Raw genomic sequence first — 22,241 nt, forward strand, 5'->3', positions numbered from 1 at the left:
TCAGCTGTTGTTGTGATCGACTTTGATGGTCGGGTCGCTACCGGCAATAAGGTTGTGCAGGTTGGCGCTCGACCAGTTGTTGCCTTCCAGTTTGATCGTCACGTCCGGTGTGGCGGCGGCCGCGTTGCCCGAGTTGAACTGGCCGGTCGAGCTGACTTGCAGCGACGACACGCCATCGACCGTGGTGATCTTCAGGAAGTTGTCGATGGTGCTGCCGGTTTCGCCCTGCAACAGATCACGCAGGTCGATCCGGTCACCTTCGCTGGCTTTGAAGTCCTTGATCACGTCGTTACCGGTGTCGCCGGCTTTCCAGACGAAGGTGTCGCCGCCCAAACCGCCAGTCAGGGTGTCATTGCCTTTTCCGCCCAGGAGAATGTCGTTGCCGTCGCCACCGTCGAGCAAGTCGTTTCCGGTACCGCCGAGCAGGATGTCATTGCCGGTGCCGCCGTAGAGTTTGTCGTCGCCGCCCTGGCCGAAGATGATGTCATTGCCGGCACCACCGAGCAGCGTATCGGCACCATCCTGAGCGCCAGACACATCGAACACGTTGTAGTGCTCGGTGATGTACTGGTGCACATTACTTGGTGTGATCAGGTTGGTCTCGACCCCGGTTTGCAGGCCGACAAAGGCCTGCAGCGAAGCGTAACCCTCGCCGGTGACGCTATTGAAGCTCACCAGGTCGCCGAAGATGATGTCATTGCCATCACCACTGTTGACGGTGTCGTGACCCGGTAGCGTGGCCTCGCTGTGGCCGAGAATCGCGTTGGCCAGATCCGAAGGGTTGATATTGGCCAGCGGCTTGCCGTCGGTGGTGTTGTACGGCGCCAGATCGCTTTCCTTGACTTCGCTGTTCAGGCCGATGGCTTGCACAGTGGAGTTGGCAGCCGCCAGCAGGGCAAATGCCGCTGCGGCATTTGAGGCACTGGTCCTATCGACGTAACCATCGCCATCGTTGGCCGACAGCTCATAAGTGCCGTCGCCTTGCGCATGGAGTGTCAGGCCACTGTATTTTGAAGAGCTCCAGTTACCCTTGCTGTCCTCACTCCATTTGTAAACGGCGCCATTGGCATCGACCAGCGTACGAGTCGCACCGCCGATCACTGTGGTGAACGCATAGCCAGGCCTGTAGTCGCCCAGTTTCAACAGGCTATCCAGGGTCAGGTCCGTGGTGCTGTTCGACTTGAAGTCGACGACGACCGGGTTGGTCTGTTCATTGCTGGTGTAAGCGGTTGGCTCACCGTCGGTAATGAAGTAGGTGAGATTGATCGCATTAGGGTTGCTCTTCGCATCAGCACTGTAGAACCAGTTGGCGGTGGTCTTGAACACGTCCTCGTAGTTGGTGTATCCACCCGATTTCATGCCGTCGAGAACCGACTTCAAGTTCGCCAGGGCATCCTTGCTGGACAGGTCGATCGAAATCGACTGTTTGACCGTCGTGTCGAAGTCCACGAGGAACACTTTCACAGTACCCGGATTCGCGTCTTTCGAAGTCGCACTGGCGATCAGCGAAGTAAACACTGCCTCCAGAGACTTCTTCGCCGCCGACATGGAAGCGTCGCCCATACTGCCCGAGCTGTCGACCATGAAGGCGATATTGTAGTTCTGACCTGGTGCGACCGTCAGCCCGCCGATATCCGATACTACGATGTCATTGCCACTGGTGCCGGTGACGGTGTCGTTACCGGCGGTGGCCGTGAGCGGGTTATAGACCGCTGGATTGATCGTGATCGGAATCTGCGTCGTATTGCTGGCCGAATCACCCTGGCTCTCGGTCGAAACGGCCGTCACTGTCAGCGTGTTGGTACCGGTGGCGTACGGTGCCGGGGTGTAGCTCAACTTGCTCACATCCCACCCGCTGAGGTTGACGACGCCGTTACCGATGGTGCCGGTAAAGGTATGCGTACCATCGGTCAGGGTCGCACCTGCAGGGATGCCGGCGATCGAGGTAATGGTCTGGGTTTCAGAGCCATCAGTGTCCACTGACGTTACCTTCAAGCCCAGCGCGATGCTGCTGTTCTCGGCCACCTGAGACGTGGTGGCAGTCACGATCGGAGTATCCGCGACCGCGGTCACACTGATGTCCAGCGTGGTGCTTGAACCGGTATTGGTGGTGTAGGTCACAGTCGGAACCTTGCCACTCCAATTGTCGGCGGGGGTAAAGGTGTAGTCACCGTTGGCACCGAGCGTCAGCCTGCCCACGTTTGCGATGGTGGCAGTCCCCCCTGCGGTGTAGTCGATGCCACCAATGGTGAACCTGGTCACGCTGAGAGCGTTGTCCACATCATGGTCGTTGGTCAGTACGTTACCGGTGGCGATCTGGTCCTCAAGGGTGGTTTTGAGGTCGGCAGCCAGCACACTCGGGTCATCGACTGGCGTGACGCTGATGTTCAGGGTCGAGGTGTTGTTGGGTCCCGAACCGTCGGTGACGGTGTAGGAGACGGTTGGCACCGTGCCGTTGTAGTTGGCAGCCGGGGTGAAGGTGTAGGCCCCGTTGGCTGCGATTACCAGGGTGCCGACATTGGCGATGGTTGCCGTGGTACCGGCCGTGTAAGTGGTTGAACCAATGGTGAAGTTGACCACGCTGACCGGGCCGTCGACGCTGCTCGTGCCGGAGAGGACGCTGCCGCTGAGGGCGGTGTCTTCCAGGGTCGATACTGTTTCGCTGGCGTCGGTGAAGCTGTCATCGACCGGCGTGACGCTGATGTTCAGGGTCGAGGTGTCGTTGAGTCCCGAACCGTCGGTGACGGTGTAGGTGACCGTCGGCACCGTGCCGTTGTAGTTGGCGGCCGGGGTGAAGGTGTAGGTGCCGTTGGCTGCGATCACCAGGGTGCCGACGTTGGCGATGGTCGCCGTCTGGCCGGCGGTGAAGATGCCAGTAACACCGTCGATGGTGAAATTAACCACGCTGACCGGGCCATCGACGCTGCTCGTGCCAGAGAGGACGCTGCCGGTCAAGGCGGTGTCTTCCAGGGTCGAGACCGTTTCGTTGGCGTCGGTGAAGCTGTCGTCGACCGGCGTGACGCTGATGTTCAGGGTCGAGGTGTCGTTAGGTCCCGAACCGTCGGTGACGGTGTAGGTGACGGTTGGCACCGTGCCGTTGTAGTTGGCAGCCGGGGTGAAGGTGTAGGCGCCGTTGGCTGCGATCACCAGGGTGCCGACGTTGGCGATGGTCGCCGTGGTGCCGGCCGTGTAAGTGGTCGAACCAATGGTGAAGTTAACCACGCTGACCGGGCCATCGACGCTGCTCGTGCCAGAGAGGACGCTGCCGGTCAGGGTGGTGTCTTCCAGGGTCGAGACCGTTTCGCTGGCGTCAGTGAAGCTGTCGTCGACCGGCGTAACGCTGATGTTCAGGGTCGAAGTATCGTTGGGTCCCGAACCGTCGGTGACGGTGTAGGTGACGGTTGGCACCGTGCCGTTGTAGTTGGCAGCCGGGGTGAAGGTGTAGGCCCCGTTCGCCGCGATCACCAGGGTGCCGACATTGGCGATGGTTGCCGTGGTACCGGCCGTGTAAGTGGTCGAACCAATGGTGAAGTTGACCACGCTGACCGGGCCGTCGACGCTCGAGGTGCCAGTGAGGACGCTGCCGGTCAAGGCGGTGTCTTCCAGGGTCGAGACCGTTTCGCTGGCGTCAGTGAAGCTGTCGTCGACCGGCGTAACGCTGATGTTCAGGGTCGAAGTATCGTTGGGTCCCGAACCGTCGGTGACGGTGTAGGTGACGGTTGGCACCGTGCCGTTGTAGTTGGCAGCCGGGGTGAAGGTGTAGGCCCCGTTCGCCGCGATCACCAGGGTGCCGACATTGGCGATGGTTGCCGTGGTACCGGCCGTGTAAGTGGTTGAACCAATGGTGAAGTTGACCACGCTGACCGGGCCGTCGACGCTCGAGGTGCCAGTGAGGACGCTGCCGGTCAAGGCGGTGTCTTCCAGGGTCGAGACCGTTTCGCTGGCGTCAGTGAAGCTGTCGTCGACCGGCGTAACGCTGATGTTCAGGGTCGAAGTATCGTTGGGTCCCGAACCGTCGGTGACGGTGTAGGTGACGGTTGGCACCGTGCCGTTGTAGTTGGCAGCCGGGGTGAAGGTGTAGGCCCCGTTCGCCGCGATCACCAGGGTGCCGACATTGGCGATGGTTGCCGTGGTACCGGCCGTGTAAGTGGTTGAACCAATGGTGAAGTTGACCACGCTGACCGGGCCGTCGACGCTCGAGGTGCCAGAGAGGACGCTGCCGGTCAGGGCAGTGTCTTCCAGGGTCGAGACCGTTTCGTTGGCGTCGGTGAAGCTGTCATCGACTGGCGTGACGCTGATGTTCAGGGTCGAGGTGTCGTTAGGTCCCGAACCGTCGGTGACGGTGTAGGTGACAGTTGGCACCGTGCCGTTGTAGTTGGCGGCCGGGGTGAAGGTGTAGGCGCCGTTGGCTGTGATCACCAGGGTGCCGACGTTGGCGATGGTTGCAGTCTGGCCGGCGTTGAAAGTACCAGTAACACCGTCGATGGTGAAGTTGACCACGCTGACCGGGCCGTCGACGCTCGAGGTGCCAGTGAGGACGCTGCCGGTCAAGGCGGTGTCTTCCAGGGTCGAGACCGATTCGTTGGCGTCGGTGAAGTTGTCGTTGACCGGCGTAACGCTGATGTTCAGGGTCGAAGTGTCATCTGTGCCGGAACCGTCGGTGACGGTGTAGGTGACAGTCGGCACCGTGCCGTTGTAGTTGGCAGCCGGGGTGAAGGTGTAAGCACCGTTGGCTGCGATCACCAAGGTGCCGACGTTGGCGATGGTTGCAGTTTGGCCGGCGTTGAAAGTGCCAGTAACACCGTCGACGGTAAAATTGACCACGCTGACTGGACCGTCGACGCTGCTCGTGCCGGAGAGGACGCTGCCGCTGAGGGTAGTGTCTTCCAGGGTCGAGACCGTTTCGTTGGCGTCGGTGAAACTGTCATCGACTGGCGTGACGCTGATGTTCAGGGTCGAGGTGTCGTTAGGTCCCGAACCGTCGGTGACGGTGTAGGTGACCGTTGGCACCGTGCCGTTGTAGTTGGCGGCCGGGGTGAAGGTGTAGGCCCCGTTCGCTGCGATCACCAGGGTACCGACGTTGGCGATGGTTGCCGTGGTACCGGCCGTGTAAGTGGTTGAACCGATGGTGAAGTTGACCACGCTGACCGGGCCATCGACGCTGCTCGTGCCGGAGAGGACGCTGCCGCTGAGGGCGGTGTCTTCCAGGGTCGAGACCGATTCGTTGGCGTCGGTGAAGTTGTCGTCGACCGGCGTCACGCTGATGTTCAGGGTCGAAGTATCGTTGGGTCCCGAACCGTCGGTGACGGTGTAGCTCACGGTCGGCACCGTGCCGTTGTAGTTGGCAGCCGGGGTGAAGGTGTAAGCGCCGTTGGCTGCGATCACCAAGGTACCGACGTTGGCGATGGTCGCCGTCTGGCCGGCGTTGAAAGTGCCAGTAACACCGTCGACGGTGAAATTAACCACGCTGACCGGGCCGTCGACGCTCGAGGTGCCGGAGAGGACGCTGCCGGTCAAGGCGGTGTCTTCCAGGGTCGATACTGTTTCGTTGGCGTCGGTGAAGCTGTCGTCGACCGGCGTGACGCTGATGTTCAGGGTCGAGGTGTCGTCGGTGCCAGAGCCGTCGGTGACGGTGTAGGTGACAGTCGGCACCGTGCCGTTGTAGTTGGCAGCCGGGGTGAAGGTGTAGGCCCCGTTCGCTGCGATCACCAGGGTGCCGACATTGGCGATGGTTGCCGTGGTACCGGCCGTGTAAGTGGTCGAACCAATGGTGAAATTAACCACGCTGACCGGGCCGTCAACGCTGGTTGTGCCGGTGAGGACGCTGCCGGTCAAGGCGGTGTCTTCCAGGGTCGAGACCGATTCGTTGGCGTCGGTGAAGTTGTCGTTGACCGGCGTAACGCTGATGTTCAGGGTCGAAGTGTCGTCTGTGCCGGAACCGTCGGTGACGGTGTAGGCAACAGTCGGTACCGTGCCGTTGTAGTTGGCAGCCGGGGTGAAGGTGTAAGCCCCGTTCGCCCCGATCACCAGGGTGCCGACATTGGCGATGGTCGCGGTCTGGCCGGCGACGTAGGTGGTATCACCGATGGTGAAATTAACCACGCTGACCGGGCCGTCGACGCTGCTCGTGCCAGTGAGGACGCTGCCGGTCAAGGCGGTGTCTTCCTGGGTGGAGACCGATTCGTTGGCGTCCGTGAAATTGTCGTTGACCGGCGTAACGCTGATGTTCAGCGTACTGCTCGAGCCAGTATTGGTGGTGTATGTCACCTGTGGAACGTTGCCATTCCAGTCTGCAGCCGGCTTGAAGGTGTAGTCGCCGTTGCTGGTAATGATCAGCGTACCGACACCCGTGATGGTCGCGGTCTGGCCCGCCGTGAAACTGCCGTTGACCCCGTTCACGCTGAAGCTGGAGACGCTCAGGACATTATCGACATCGTGGTCGTTGGTCAGCACGTTGCCGATGGCGTTGTGATCTTCTTCGACGGTGATCTTGTCCACCTGCAGCATGCTTGCGTCATCGACGGCAGTCACGTGCACCACCAGTGGCAGCGAGGTGCTCGCGCTTGGGGCATCGCCGTCTTTGGCGGTGGCCGTTACGGTCAGGGGAATGTCGCCATTGAAGTTCGTCGGCGGTGTCAGCTTGAGCGTGGACAGATTCCAACCGGTAATGTCCACCGACGTCGAGCCGCCGGTAGCATTGAAGGTGTGGTTGCCATCCGTGAGGCTGGAACCCGCCGGCAAGCCGCTCAGTGTGAGGGTGAGCGTTTCCGAACCGTCGGCGTCATTGGTGTGGGCCTGGATGGTGGACAACAGGATCGCGTTGTCTTCAAGGCCCGAGTTGAGCACCTGATTGACATTGATGTTGTCCAGCACGCCGCCCAGGCTGTTGCTGTCCCCTGCGCGGAACTCGAGTTTCTGGTTGCCATCGGCAGTGACCGGGATGTCGAAGCTGTAGTGCTGCATGCCCGTGGTCGAGCTGTTCAGGGTGCCAATGAGTTGACCGCCCCAGTACACGTTGATGAGCGAATTATCTACGCCAGCACGCGGTGCGTAGTCGAACGACACGTTGTACGTGGTGCCGGCCTTCGCATCGATAGTGGTGTAGAGGTTGCTCGCATCACCGGTATTACGCTCAAGTTCGATGACCTGGTTACCGCCGCCGGCACCGTAGACGCTGGCTTTGCCGATTTCGACCATGCCCCCGCGGTTGTCAGTGTGCCAGGCGCCGTTGCCGAGCTTGCTGACATCGATGTCGCTATTCGAACCGTTCACAGCGACTTCCTGGAAGTCGGTCGAGGCAACAATACCGCCACCGGTCAGCGACAGGCTCGGGGTATCGGTGACTGGCGCGACGACGATGGTGCCGGTCGCCGAAGTAGCAGAAGGCATGCCCCCGTTGTCGGTCGCGCTGTAGGTGAAGCTGGTGGTACCACTCCAGTCGCCGGTGGGTTTGAAGTAAACCGTTGCGCCATTGGCCGTTGCGGAGATCACGCTGCTGGTGGTCAGCTCGATGGTCCCGGCGGCGTCTGCGTAAAACTTGCCATTGGCCGGCAGGCTGGTCAGGGTGAAGTGGTTGACGCTGCCGTCAATGTCATTGCCGCCGAGCTGCACGGCGATCAAATGATCTTCATCACCCTTGGCCGAGGTGGAGTTAACGGTCGGAGCGTCGTTGACCGAGTTGACCGTGATGTTCAGCGTGCTGATGGAATGGGTGTTGGTGGTGTAGCTGATCTGCGGAACTGTTCCGTTCCAGTTCGCGGCAGGGGTGAAACTGTAATCGCCGTTGGTGGCGATAGTTACAGTACCGACGCCGGTGATAGTCGCGACTTGACCCGCGGTAAAGGAGCCGGGGACGCCTTGTATGGTGAATGTCGCGACACTTAGAGCGTTGTCGACATCGCTGTCATTGCCAAGCACGTTGCCCGTTGCAACGTGGTCTTCATCGACGGACTTGGTGTCTGCGATCAGGACGCTCGGGTCATCGACCGGAGTGACGTTGATGTTCAGGGTCGAGGTGACATTGCTGCCGGAGCCGTCGGTCACGGTGTAGCTCACCGTTGGCACCGTGCCGTTGTAGTTGGCGGCCGGGGTGAAAGTGTAGGCGCCGTTGGCACCGATCACCAGGGTGCCGACATTGGTTATGGTCGCGGTGCTGCCGGCGGCGTAGGTGGTATCACCGATGGTGAAGTTGAGCACGCTGACCGGGCCGTCGACGCTGCTCGTGCCGGTGAGGACGCTGCCGGTTACGGCAGTGTCTTCAGCGGTGGTCACGCTTTCGCTGATGTCGGTGAAGCTGTCGTCGACTGGGGTGACGCTGATGTTCAGGGTCGAGGTGACGTCCGTGCCGGAGCCGTCGGTGACGGTGTAGCTCACGGTTGGCACGCTGCCGTTGTAATTCTCGGCCGGGCTGAAGGTGTAAGTCCCGTTCGCCCCGATCACCATAGTGCCGACATTGGCGATGGTCGCCGTCTGACCGGCGGTGAAAGTGCCAGAAACGCCGTCGATGGTGAAATTAACCACGCTGACTGGGCCGTCGACGCTCGAAGTACCGGCGAGGACGCTGCCGGTCACGGCGGTGTCTTCCAGGGTGGAGACCGTTTCGCTGACGTCGGTGAAGTTGTCGTTGACCGGCGTCACGTCGATGGTCAAGGTCGAAGTGACGTCGGTGCCGGAGCCGTCGGTGACGGTGTAGCTCACGGTTGGCACGCTGCCGTTGTAATTCTCGGCCGGGCTGAAGGTGTAAGCGCCATTGGCGCCGATCACCAAAGTGCCGACATTGGCGATGGTCGCCGTCTGACCGGCGGTGAAAGTGCCAGAAACGCCGTCGATGGTGAAATTAACCACGCTGACTGGGCCGTCGACGCTCGAAGTACCGGCGAGGACGCTGCCGGTCACGGCGGTGTCTTCCAGGGTCGAGACCGTTTCGCTGACGTCGGTGAAGTTGTCGTTGACCGGGGTGACGTCGATGGTCAAGGTCGAAGTGGCGTCGGTGCCCGAACCGTCGGTGACGGTGTAGCTCACGGTTGGCACGCTGCCGTTGTAATTCTCGGCTGGGGTGAAGGTGTAGGTGCCGTTGGCGCCGATCACCAGGGTGCCGACGTTGGCGATGGTCGCGGTCTGGCCGGCGACGTAGGTGGTATCACCGATGGTGAAATTGACCACGCTGACTGGGCCGTCGACGCTCGAGGTGCCGGTGAGGACGCTGCCGGTCACGGCGGTGTCTTCCAGGGTCGAGACCGTTTCGCTGGCATCGGTGAAGCTGTCGTCGACCGGGGTGACGTCGATGGTCAGGGTCGAGGTGACATTGCTGCCCGAACCGTCGGTGACGGTGTAGCTGACCGTCGGTACCGTGCCGTTGTAATTCTCGGCCGGGGTGAAGGTGTAAGTGCCGTTCGCCCCGATCAGCAGGGTGCCGACGTTGGCGATGGTCGCCGTCTGGCCGGCATTGAAGGTGCCAGTAACGCCGTCGATGGTGAAATTGACCACGCTGACCGGACCGTCGACGCTGGTCGTGCCGGTGAGGACGCTGCCGCTGACGGCAGTGTCTTCAGCGGTGGTCACACTTTCGCTGGCATCGATAAAGCTGTCGTCGACCGGGGTGACGTCGATGGTCAGGGTCGAGGTGACGTCGGTGCCAGAACCGTCGGTGATGGTGTAGCTCACGGTCGGCACGCTGCCGTTGTAGTTGGCGTCCGGGGTAAAGGTGTAAGCCCCGTTGGCGCCGATCACCAGGGTGCCGACATTGGCGATGGTCGCGGTCTGGCCCGCTGTGAAAGTGCCAGAAACGCCGTCGATGGTGAAGTTGACCACGCTGACTGGGCCGTCGACGCTCGAGGTGCCCGTCAACACGCTGCCGCTGACGGCGGTGTCTTCAGCGGTGGTCACGCTTTCGCTGAGGTCAGTGAAGCTGTCATCGACCGGGGTGACGTCGAGGGTCAGGGTCGAGGTGACGTCGGTGCCAGAACCGTCGGTGATGGTGTAGCTCACGGTCGGCACGCTGCCGTTGTAGTTGGCGTCCGGGGTAAAGGTGTAAGCCCCGTTGGCGCCGATCACCAGGGTGCCGACATTGGCGATGGTCGCGGTCTGGCCCGCTGTGAAAGTGCCAGAAACGCCGTCGATGGTGAAGTTGACCACGCTGACTGGGCCGTCGACGCTCGAGGTGCCCGTCAACACGCTGCCGCTGACGGCGGTGTCTTCAGCGGTGGTCACGCTTTCGCTGAGGTCAGTGAAGCTGTCATCGACCGGGGTGACGTCGAGGGTCAGGGTCGAGGTGACGTCGGTGCCAGAACCGTCGGTGACGGTGTAGCTGACCGTCGGCACTGTGCCGTTGTAATTGGCGTCCGGGGTGAAGGTGTAAGCGCCGTTGGCGCCGATCACCAGGGTGCCGACATTGGCGATGGTCGCGGTGCTGCCGGCGGCGTAGGTGGTATCACCGATGGTGAAGTTGACCACGCTGACCGGACCGTCGACGCTCGAAGTCCCGGTGAGGACGCTGCCGGTCACGGCCGTATCTTCCGGGGTCGAGACCGTTTCGTTGGCATCGGTGAAGCTGTCGTCGACCGGGGTGACGTTGATGGTCAGGGTCGAGGTGACATTACTGCCGGAACCGTCGGTCACGCTGTAGCTGACGGTTGGCACCGTGCCGTTGTAGTTGGCGTCCGGGGTGAAGGTGTAAGTCCCGTTGGCGCCGATCACCAGGGTGCCGACGTTGACGATGGTCGCCGTCTGGCCGGCAGTGAAGGTGCCAGTAACGCCGTCGATGGTGAAATTGACCACGCTGACCGGGCCGTCGACGCTGCTCGTGCCGGTGAGGACGCTGCCGGTTACGGCGGTGTCTTCAGCGGTGGTCACGCTTTCGCTGGCATCGGTGAAGCTGTCGTCGACCGGGGTGACGTCGATGGTCAGGGTCGAAGTGACGTCGGTGCCGGAACCGTCGGTGACGGTGTAGCTGACGGTCGGCACTGTGCCGTTGTAGTTGGCGTCCGGGGTGAAGGTGTAGACGCCGTTGGCCCCGATCACCAGGGTGCCGACATTGGTGATGGTCGCGGTGCTGCCAGCGGCGTAGGTGGTATCACCGATGGTGAAATTGACCACGCTGACCGGACCGTCGACGCTCGAGGTCCCGGTGAGGACGCTGCCGCTGACGGCGGTGTCTTCGCTGGTGGTCACGCTTTCACTGGTATCGGTAAAGCTGTCATCGACCGGGGTGACGTTGAGGGTCAGGGTCGAGGTGACGTCGGTGCCGGAGCCGTCGGTGACGGTGTAGCTGACGGTTGGCACCGTGCCGTTGTAATTCTCGGCCGGAGTAAAGGTGTAAGTACCGTTCGCTCCAATCACCAGGGTACCGACGTTGGCAATGGTCGCGGTGCCGCCGGCGGCGTAGGTGGTATCACCGATGGTGAAGTTGACCACGCTGACCGGGCCATCGACGCTCGAAGTACCGGCGAGGACGCTGCCGGTCACGGCCGTATCTTCCGGGGTCGAGACCGTTTCGTTGGCATCGGTGAAGCTGTCGTCGACCGGGGTGACGTCGATGTTCAAGGTCGAAGTGACGTCGGTGCCAGAACCGTCGGTGACGGTGTAGCTCACGGTCGGCACGCTGCCGTTGTAGTTGGCGTCCGGGGTGAAGGTGTAAGCGCCGTTGGCACTGATGACGAGAGTGCCGACGTTGGCAATGGTCGCGGTCTGGCCGGCGACATAAGTGGTATCACCGATGGTGAAGTTGACCACGCTGACCGGGCCGTCGACGCTCGAGGTGCCCGTCAACACGCTGCCGCTGACGGCGGTGTCTTCGCTGGTGGTCACGCTTTCGCTGATATCGGTGAAGCTGTCGTCGACCGGCGTCACGTCGATATTCAAGGTCGAGGTGACGTCGGTGCCAGAGCCGTCGGTGACGGTGTAGCTGACGGTCGGCACCGTGCCGTTGTAATTGGCGTCCGGGGTAAAGGTGTAAGCGCCGTTGGCGCCGATCACCAGGGTGCCGACGTTGGCGATGGTCGCGGTGGTGCCAGCGGCGTAGGTGGTTTCACCGATGGTGAAATTGACCACGCTGACTGGGCCGTCGACGCTCGAGGTGCCGGTGAGGACGCTGCCGCTGACGGCGGTGTCTTCCGGGGTCGAGACCGTTTCGCTGGCATCGATAAAGCTGTCATCGACCGGGGTGACGTCGATGTTCAGGGTCGAGGTGACATTGCTGCCGGAGCCGTCGGTCACGGTGTAGCTGACCGTTGGCACGCTGCCGTTGTAGTTGGCGTCCGGGGTGAAGGTGTAGGCGCCATTGGCACCGATCACCAGGGTGCCAACGTTGGCAATGGTCGCGGTCTGACCGGCAGTGAAGGTGCCATTAACGCCGTCGATGGTGAAGTTGAGCACGCTGACCGGACCGTCGACGCTCGAGGTGCCGGTGAGGACGCTACCGCTCACGGCGGTGTCTTCAGCGGTGGTCACACTTTCGCTGAGGTCGGTGAAGCTGTCATCGACCGGGGTGACGTCGATGTTCAGGGTCGAGGTGACGTCGGTGCCAGAGCCGTCGGTCACGGTGTAGCTGACCGTTGGCACTGTGCCGTTGTAGTTGGCGTCCGGGGTGAAGGTGTAGACGCCGTTGGCCCCGATGACCAGGGTGCCGACGTTGGTGATGGTCGCGGTGCTGCCAGCGGCGTAGGTGGTATCACCGATGGTGAAATTGACCACGCTGACCGGACCGTCGACGCTCAAGGTACCGGTGAGGACGCTGCCGGTCACGGCGGTGTCTTCCAGGGTGGAGACCGTTTCGCTGGCATCGGTGAAGCTGTCGTCGACCGGGGTGACGTTGATGTTCAGGGTCGAGGTGACATTACTGCCGGAACCGTCGGTGACGCTGTAGCTGACGGTTGGCACTGTGCCGTTGTAGTTGGCGTCCGGGGTAAAGGTGTAGGTGCCGTTGGCGCCGATCACCAGGGTGCCGACATTGGCGATGGTCGCGGTCTGACCGGCGGTGAAAGTGCCAGAAACGCCGTCGATGGTGAAATTGACCACGCTGACCGGACCGTCGACGCTCGAGGTGCTCGTCAACACGCTGCCGCTGACGGCCGTGTCTTCAGCGGTGGTCACGCTTTCGCTGAGGTCAGTGAAGCTGTCGTCGACCGGGGTGACGTCGATGGTCAGGGTCGAGGTGACGTCGGTGCCGGAGCCGTCGGTGACGGTGTAGCTGACGGTTGGCACCGTGCCGTTGTAATTCTCGGCCGGAGTAAAGGTGTAAGTCCCGTTGGCTCCAATCACCAGGGTACCGACGTTGGCAATGGTCGCGGTGCCGCCGGCGGCGTAGGTGGTATCACCGATGGTGAAGTTGACCACGCTGACCGGACCGTCGACGCTGGTCGTGCCGGTGAGGACGCTGCCGCTGACGGCAGTGTCTTCAGCGGTGGTCACACTTTCGCTGGTATCGATAAAGCTGTCGTCGACCGGGGTGACGTCGATGTTCAAGGTCGAGGTGACGTCGGTGCCAGAACCGTCGGTGACGGTGTAGCTCACGGTCGGCACGCTGCCGTTGTAGTTGGCGTCCGGGGTGAAGGTGTAAGCGCCGTTGGCACTGATGACGAGAGTGCCGACGTTGGCAATGGTCGCGGTCTGGCCGGCGACATAAGTGGTATCACCGATGGTGAAGTTGACCACGCTGACCGGGCCGTCGACGCTCGAGGTGCCCGTCAACACGCTGCCGCTCACGGCGGTGTCTTCGCTGGTGGTCACGCTTTCGCTGATATCGGTGAAGCTGTCGTCGACCGGCGTCACGTCGATATTCAAGGTCGAGGTGACGTCGGTGCCAGAGCCGTCGGTGACGGTGTAGCTGACGGTCGGCACCGTGCCGTTGTAATTGGCGTCCGGGGTAAAGGTGTAAGCGCCGTTGGCCCCGATGACCAGGGTGCCGACGTTGGCGATGGTCGCGGTGGTGCCAGCGGCGTAGGTGGTTTCACCGATGGTGAAATTGACCACGCTGACCGGGCCGTCGACGCTGGTTGTGCCGGTGAGGACGCTGCCGCTGACGGCGGTGTCTTCAGCGGTGGTCACGCTTTCGCTGTTGTCGGTGAAGCTGTCATCGACCGGGGTGACGTCGATGTTCAGGGTCGAGGTGACGTCGGTGCCGGAGCCGTCGGTCACGGTGTAGCTGACGGTTGGCACTGTGCCGTTGTAATTGGCGTCCGGGGTAAAGGTGTAGGTGCCGTTGGCACCGATCACCAGGGTGCCGACGTTGGCGATGGTCGCGGTCTGGCCGGCGACATAAGTGGTATCACCGATGGTGAAGTTGACCACGCTGACCGGGCCGTCGACGCTCGAGGTGCCCGTCAACACGCTGCCGCTCACGGCGGTGTCTTCAGCGGTGGTCACGCTTTCGCTGAGGTCGGTGAAGCTGTCGTTGACCGGGGTGACGTCGATGTTCAGGGTCGAGGTGACGTCGGTGCCAGAGCCGTCGGTGACGGTGTAGCTCACGGTCGGCACTGTGCCGTTGTAGTTGGCGTCCGGGGTAAAGGTATAAGTCCCGTTGGCCCCGATCACCAGGCTGCCGACGTTGGCGATGGTCGCGGTGCTGCCGGCAGTGTAGGTAGTTTCACCGATGGTGAAATTGACCACGCTGACCGGGCCGTCGACGCTCGAGGTGCCCGTCAACACGCTGCCGGTCACGGCGGTGTCTTCCAGGGTCGAGACCGTCTCGTTGAGGTCGGTGAAGTTGTCGTTGACCGGCGTCACGTCGATGTTCAGGGTCGAGGTGACATTGCTGCCGGAGCCGTCGGTCACGGTGTAGCTGACCGTTGGCACTGTGCCGTTGTAGTTGGCGTCCGGGGTGAAGGTGTAGGCGCCGTTGGCACCGATCACCAGGGTGCCAACGTTGGCAATGGTCGCGGTCTGACCGGCAGTGAAGGTGCCATTAACGCCGTCGATGGTGAAGTTGAGCACGCTGACCGGACCGTCGACGCTCGAGGTGCCGGTGAGGACGCTACCGCTCACGGCGGTGTCTTCAGCGGTAGTCACACTTTCGCTGAGGTCGGTGAAGCTGTCATCGACCGGGGTGACGTCGATGTTCAGGGTCGAGGTGACGTCGGTGCCAGAGCCGTCGGTCACGGTGTAGCTGACCGTTGGCACTGTGCCGTTGTAGTTGGCGTCCGGGGTGAAGGTGTAGACGCCGTTGGCCCCGATCACCAGGGTGCCGACATTGGCGATGGTCGCGGTCTGGCCGGCGGTGAACGTGCCAGAAACGCCGTCGATGGTGAAATTAACCACGCTGACCGGGCCGTCGACGCTCGAAGTCCCGGTGAGGACGCTGCCGGTCACGGCGGTGTCTTCAGCGGTGTTCACGTTTTCGCTGAGGTCGGTGAAGCTGTCGTCGACCGGGGTGACGTTGATGGTCAGGGTCGAGGTGACATTGCTGCCCGAGCCGTCGGTCACGCTGTAGCTGACCGTTGGCACGCTGCCGTTGTAATTCTCGGCTGGGGTGAAGGTGTAGGCGCCGTTGGCCCCGATCACCAAAGTGCCGACATTGGCGATGGTCGCGGTCTGGCCCGCTGTGAAAGTGCCAGGGACACCGTCGATGGTGAAATTGACCACGCTGACTGGGCCGTCGACGCTGCTCGTGCCGGTGAGGACGCTACCGGTCACGGCGGTGTCTTCAGCGGTGGTCACGCTTTCGCTGATGTCGGTGAAGCTGTCATCGACCGGGGTGACGCTGATGTTCAAGGTCGAAGTGACGTCGGTGCCGGAGCCGTCGGTGACGGTGTAGCTGACCGTTGGCACCGTGCCGTTGTAGTTGGCAGCGGGGGTGAAGGTGTAGGCACCGTTGGCACCGATCACCAGGGTGCCGACGTTGGCAATGGTCGCTGTGCTGCCAGCGGCGTAGGTGGTATCACCGATGGTGAAATTAACCACGCTGACCGGGCCGTCGACGCTCGAGGTACCCGTCAACACACTGCCGGTCACGGCCGTGTCTTCAGCGGTGGTCACGCTTTCGCTGAGGTCGGTGAAGCTGTCATCGACCGGGGTGACGTTGATGGTCAGGGTCGAAGTGACGTCCGTGCCAGAACCGTCGGTCACGCTGTAGCTGACAGTCGGCACTGTGCCGTTGTAATTGGCGTCCGGGGTAAAGGTGTAGGTGCCGTCGGCCCCGATCACCAAAGTGCCGACGTTGGTAATGGTCGCGGTGCTGCCGGCCTGGTATTGGGTGCCGCCAACTGTGAAATTAACCACGCTGACTGGGCCGTCGACGCTCGAGGTACCCGTCAACACATTGCCGCTGACGGCGGTGTCTTCGCTGGTGGTCACGCTTTCGCTGAGGTCGATAAAGCTGTCGTCGACCGGGGTGACGTTGATGGTCAGGGTCGAAGTGACGTCCGTGCCAGAACCGTCGGTCACGTTGTAGCTGACCGTTGGCACTGTGCCGTTGTAGTTGGCGTCCGGGGTGAAGGTGTAAGTGCCGTTGGCTCCGATCACCAGGGTGCCGACGTCGGCAATGGTCGCGGTTTCACCGGCCTGGTACTGGGTGCCGCCAACCGTGAAGTTGACCACGCTGACCGGGCCGTCGACGCTGTTTGTGCCGGTGAGGACGCTGCCGCTGACTGGGGAGTCTTCGCTGGTGGTCACGCTTTCGCTGGCATCGATAAAGCTGTCGTCGACCGGGGTGACGTCGATGTTCAGGGTCGAAGTGACGTCCGTGCCGGAACCGTCGGTCACGCTGTAGCTCACGGTCGGCACCGTGCCGTTGTAGTTGGCGTCCGGAGTAAAGGTGTAAGCGCCATTGGCGCCGATCACCAGGGTGCCGACGTTGGCGATGGTCGCGGTGGTGCCAGCGGCGTAGGTGGTTTCACCGATGGTGAAATTGACCACGCTGACTGGGCCGTCGACGCTCGAGGTGCCCGTCAACACACTGCCGCTGACGGCCGTGTCTTCGCTGGTGGTCACGCTTTCGCTGGCATCGATAAAGCTGTCATCGACCGGGGTGACGTTGATATTCAGGGTCGAGGTGACGTCGGTGCCGGAGCCGTCGGTCACGCTGTAGCTCACGGTCGGCACGCTGCCGTTGTAGTTGGCGTCCGGGGTGAAGGTGTAAGCCCCGTTCGCCCCGATCACCAGGGTGCCGACATTGGCGATGGTCGCCGTCTGGCCGGCGGTGAAAGTGCCAGTAACGCCGTCGATGGTGAAACTAACCACGCTGACTGGGCCGTCGACGCTGCTCGTGCCGGTGAGGACGCTGCCGCTCACGGCGGTGTCTTCAGCGGTGGTCACGTTTTCGCTGGCATCGATAAAGCTGTCGTCGACCGGGGTGACGTCGATGTTCAGGGTCGAAGTGACGTCCGTGCCGGAACCGTCGGTCACGCTGTAGCTGACGGTCGGCACCGTGCCGTTGTAGTTGGCGTCCGGAGTAAAGGTGTAAGCGCCATTGGCGCCGATCACCAGGGTGCCGACGTTGGCGATGGTCGCGGTGGTGCCAGCAGTGTAGGTGGTTTCACCGATGGTGAAGTTCACCACGCTGACCGGGCCGTCGACGCTCGAGGTGCCCGTCAACACGCTGCCGGTCACGGCGGTATCTTCAGCGGTGGTTACACTTTCGCTGATGTCGGTGAAGCTGTCATCGACCGGGGTGACGTCGATATTCAAGGTCGAGGTGACGTCCGTGCCCGAACCGTCGGTGACGGTGTAGCTCACGGTCGGCACCGTACCGTTGTAATTGGCGTCCGGGGTAAAGGTGTAGGTGCCGTTGGCCCCGATTACCAGGGTGCCGACGTTGACGATGGTCGCCGTCTGGCCAGCGGTGAAAGTGCCAGGAACGCCGTCGATGGTGAAATTGACCACGCTGACCGGGCCGTCGACGCTCGAGGTGCCCGTCAACACGCTGCCGGTCACGGCGGTGTCTTCCAGGGTCGAGACCGTTTCGCTGAGGTCAGTGAAGTTGTCGTCGACCGGGGTGACACTGATGGTCAAGGTCGAGGTGACGTCGGTGCCCGAACCGTCGGTCACGCTGTAGCTCACGGTTGGCACCGTGCCGTTGTAATTCTCGGCTGGGGTAAAGGTGTAAGCGCCGTTGGCCCCGATCACCAGGGTGCCGACATTGGCGATGGTCGCGGTCTGGCCAGCGGTGAAAGTGCCAGTAACGCCGTCGATGGTGAAATTAACCACGCTGACCGGGCCGTCGACGCTCGAAGTCCCGGTGAGGACGCTGCCGGTCACGGCGGTATCTTCAGCGGTGGTTACACTTTCGCTGATGTCGGTGAAGCTGTCATCGACCGGAGTGACGCTGATGTTCAGGGTCGAGGTGACGTCGGTGCCGGAGCCGTCGGTCACGGTGTAGCTAACGGTCGGCACCGTGCCGTTGTAATTCTCGGCTGGTGTGAAGGTGTAAGTGCCGTTCGCCCCGATCACCAGGGTGCCGACGTTGGCAATGGTCGCGGTGCTGCCAGCGGTGTAGGTGGTATCACCGATGGTGAAGTTAACCACGCTGACCGGGCCGTCGACGCTCGAGGTACCGGTGAGGACGCTGCCGCTGACGGCGGTGTCTTCAGCGGTGGTCACGTTTTCGCTGGCATCGATAAAGCTGTCGTCGACCGGGGTGACGTCGATGTTCAGGGTCGAGGTGACGTCGGTGCCGGAGCCGTCGTTCACGCTGTAGCTGACCGTTGGCACCGTGCCGTTGTAGTTGGCGTCCGGGGTAAAGGTGTAAGCGCCGTTGGCTCCGATGATCAGGGTGCCAACATTGGCGATGGTCGCGGTGCTGCCGGCTTGGTATTGGGTGCCGTCAACCGTGAAGTTGACCACGCTGACCGGGCCATCGACGCTGCTCGTGCCGGTGAGGACGCTGCCGGTCACGGCGGTGTCTTCAGCGGTGGTCACGCTTTCGCTGGCATCGATAAAGCTGTCGTCGACCGGGGTGACGTCGATGTTCAAGTTCGAGGTGACGTCGGTGCCAGAACCGTCGGTGACGGTGTAGCTGACCGTCGGCACCGTGCCGTTGTAATTGGCGGCTGGGGTGAAGGTGTAGGCGCCGTTGGCCCCGATGACCAGGGTGCCGACGTTGGCGATGGTCGCGGTCTGGCCCGCTGTGAAAGTGCCAGTAACGCCGTCGATAGTGAAATTAACCACGCTGACCGGGCCGTCGACGCTGTTTGTGCCGGTGAGGACGCTACCGCTGACGGCAGTGTCTTCAGCGGTGGTCACGCTTTCGCTGGCATCGATGAAGCTGTCGTCGACCGGGGTGACGTCGATGTTCAGGGTCGAGGTGACGTCGGTGCCAGAACCGTCGGTCACGCTGTAGCTGACGGTCGGCACGCTGCCGTTGTAGTTGGCGGCCGGGGTAAAAGTGTAAGCGCCGTTGGCGCCGATCACCAGGGTGCCGACATTGGTGATGGTCGCCGTGCTGCCGGCGGCGTAGGTGGTATCACCGATGGTGAAGTTCACCACGCTGACCGGGCCGTCGACGCTTGAGGTACCCGTCAACACGCTGCCGGTCACGGCGGTGTCTTCAGCGGTGGTCACGCTTTCGCTGAGGTCGGTGAAGCTGTCGTCGACCGGGGTGACGTCGATATTCAAGGTCGAGGTGACGTCCGTGCCCGAACCGTCGGTGACGGTGTAGCTCACGGTCGGCACCGTACCGTTGTAATTGGCGTCCGGGGTAAAGGTGTAGGTGCCGTTGGCCCCGATTACCAGGGTGCCGACGTTGACGATGGTCGCCGTCTGGCCAGCGGTGAAAGTGCCAGGAACGCCGTCGATGGTGAAATTGACCACGCTGACCGGGCCGTCGACGCTCGAGGTGCCCGTCAACACGCTGCCGGTCACGGCGGTGTCTTCCAGGGTCGAGACCGTTTCGCTGAGGTCAGTGAAGTTGTCGTCGACCGGGGTGACACTGATGGTCAAGGTCGAGGTGACGTCGGTGCCCGAACCGTCGGTCACGCTGTAGCTCACGGTTGGCACCGTGCCGTTGTAATTCTCGGCTGGGGTAAAGGTGTAAGCGCCGTTGGCGCCGATCACCAGGGTGCCGACATTGGCGATAGTCGCGGTCTGACCGGCGGTGAAAGTGCCAGTAACGCCGTCGATGGTGAAATTAACCACGCTGACTGGGCCGTCGACGCTTGAGGTGCCGGTGAGGACGCTGCCGCTGACGGCCGTGTCTTCGCTGGTGGTCACGCTTTCGCTGAGGTCGGCGAAGCTGTCATCGACCGGGGTGACGTCGATGGTCAGGGTCGAGGTGACGTCCGTGCCCGAACCGTCGGTGACGGTGTAGCTGACCGTCGGCACTGTGCCGTTGTAGTTGGCGTCCGGGGTGAAGGTGTAGACGCCGTTGGCTCCGATCACCAGGGTGCCGACGTTGGCGATGGTCGCGGTGCTGCCGGCCGTGTAAGTGATTTCACCGATGGTGAAATTGACCACGCTGACCGGACCGTCGACGCTCGAGGTGCCCGTCAACACGCTGCCGCTGACGGCGGTGTCTTCGCTGGTGGTCACGTTTTCGCTGGCATCGATAAAGCTGTCGTCGACTGGGGTGACGTTGATGGTCAGGGTCGAGGTGACGTCGGTGCCCGAACCGTCGGTGACGGTGTAGCTCACGGTCGGCACCGTGCCGTTGTAATTGGCGTCCGGGGTGAAGGTGTAAGCGCCGTTGGCCCCGATCACCAGGGTGCCGACGTTGGCGATGGTCGCGGTCTGACCGGCGGTGAAAGTGCCAGAAACGCCGTCGATGGTGAAATTAACCACGCTGACTGGGCCGTCGACGCTCGAGGTACCCGTCAACACATTGCCGGTCACGGCGGTGTCTTCAGCGGTGGTCACGTTTTCACTGAGGTCGGTGAAGCTGTCGTCGACCGGCGTCACGTCGATATTCAAGGTCGAGGTGACGTCGGTGCCGGAGCCGTCGGTGACGCTGTAGCTGACCGTTGGCACGCTGCCGTTGTAGTTGGCGTCCGGGGTGAAGGTGTAGGCGCCGTTGGCGCCGATCACCAGGGTACCGACGTTGACGATGGTCGCGGTGCTGCCGGCGGCGTAGGTGGTATCACCGATGGTGAAATTGACCACACTGACCGGGCCGTCGACGCTGTTTGTGCCGGTGAGGACGCTACCGCTGACGGCAGTGTCTTCAGCGGTGGTCACGCTTTCGCTGGCATCGATGAAGCTGTCGTCGACCGGGGTGACGTCGATGTTCAGGGTCGAGGTGACGTCGGTGCCAGAACCGTCGGTCACGCTGTAGCTGACGGTCGGCACGCTGCCGTTGTAGTTGGCGGCCGGGGTAAAAGTGTAAGCGCCGTTGGCGCCGATCACCAAGGTACCGACATTGGCGATGGTCGCCGTGGTGCCGGCGGCGTAGGTGGTTTCACCGATGGTGAAGTTAACCACGCTGACCGGTCCGTCGACGCTCGAGGTGCCAGTGAGGACGCTGCCGGTCACGGCGGTGTCTTCAGCGGTGGTCACGCTTTCGCTGAGGTCAGTGAAGCTGTCGTCGACCGGGGTGACGTTGAGGGTCAGGGTCGAGGTGACGTCCGAGCCGGAGCCGTCGGTCACGCTGTAGCTCACGGTTGGCACGCTGCCGTTGTAATTCTCGGCCGGAGTAAAGGTGTAAGTCCCGTTGGCACCGATCACCAGGGTGCCGACGTTGGCAATGGTCGCGGTGGTGCCAGCGGCGTAGGTGGTATCACCGATGGTGAAGTTGAGCACGCTGACCGGGCCGTCGACGCTCGAAGTACCGGTGAGGACGCTGCCGGTCACGGCGGTGTCTTCGCTGGTGGTCACGTTTTCGCTGGCATCGATAAAGCTGTCGTCGACTGGGGTGACGTTGAGGGTCAGGGTCGAGGTGACATTGCTGCCGGAGCCGTCGGTGACGGTGTAGCTGACGGTCGGCACCGTGCCGTTGTAGTTGGAGTCCGGGGTGAAGGTGTAGGTGCCGTTCGCTCCGATCACCAGGGTGCCAACGTTGGCAATGGTCGCGGTCTGGCCCGCTGTGAAGGTGCCAGGAACGCCGTCGATGGTGAAATTAACCACGCTGACTGGGCCATCGACGCTCGAGGTACCCGTCAACACACTGCCGGTCACGGCCGTGTCTTCAGCGGTGGTCACGTTTTCGCTGGCATCGATAAAGCTGTCGTCGACCGGCGTAACGCTGAGGGTCAGGGTCGAAGTGACGTCCGTGCCAGAACCGTCGGTCACGCTGTAGCTGACCGTCGGCACTGTGCCGTTGTAATTGGCGTCCGGGGTAAAGGTGTAGGCGCCGTTGGCCCCGATGACCAGGGTGCCGACGT

General features: G+C 62.3%; 1 protein-coding gene (running past one end of the window). It reads right to left on the bottom strand.

Features of this window, described 5'->3' with window-relative positions; all coding sequences use genetic code 11:
- On the bottom strand, positions 1-22,241 hold the 3' portion of the coding sequence (locus ACEN8Z_RS03395; RefSeq protein ID WP_495596765.1) for a cadherin-like domain-containing protein. The gene runs 7,042 nt beyond the window's last position; 22,241 of the gene's 29,283 nt are visible here — the last part of the coding sequence; its start codon lies beyond the right edge, outside the window; the stop codon is at positions 1-3.

It is taken from the genome of Pseudomonas sp. Pseusp10 (assembly GCF_059492225.1).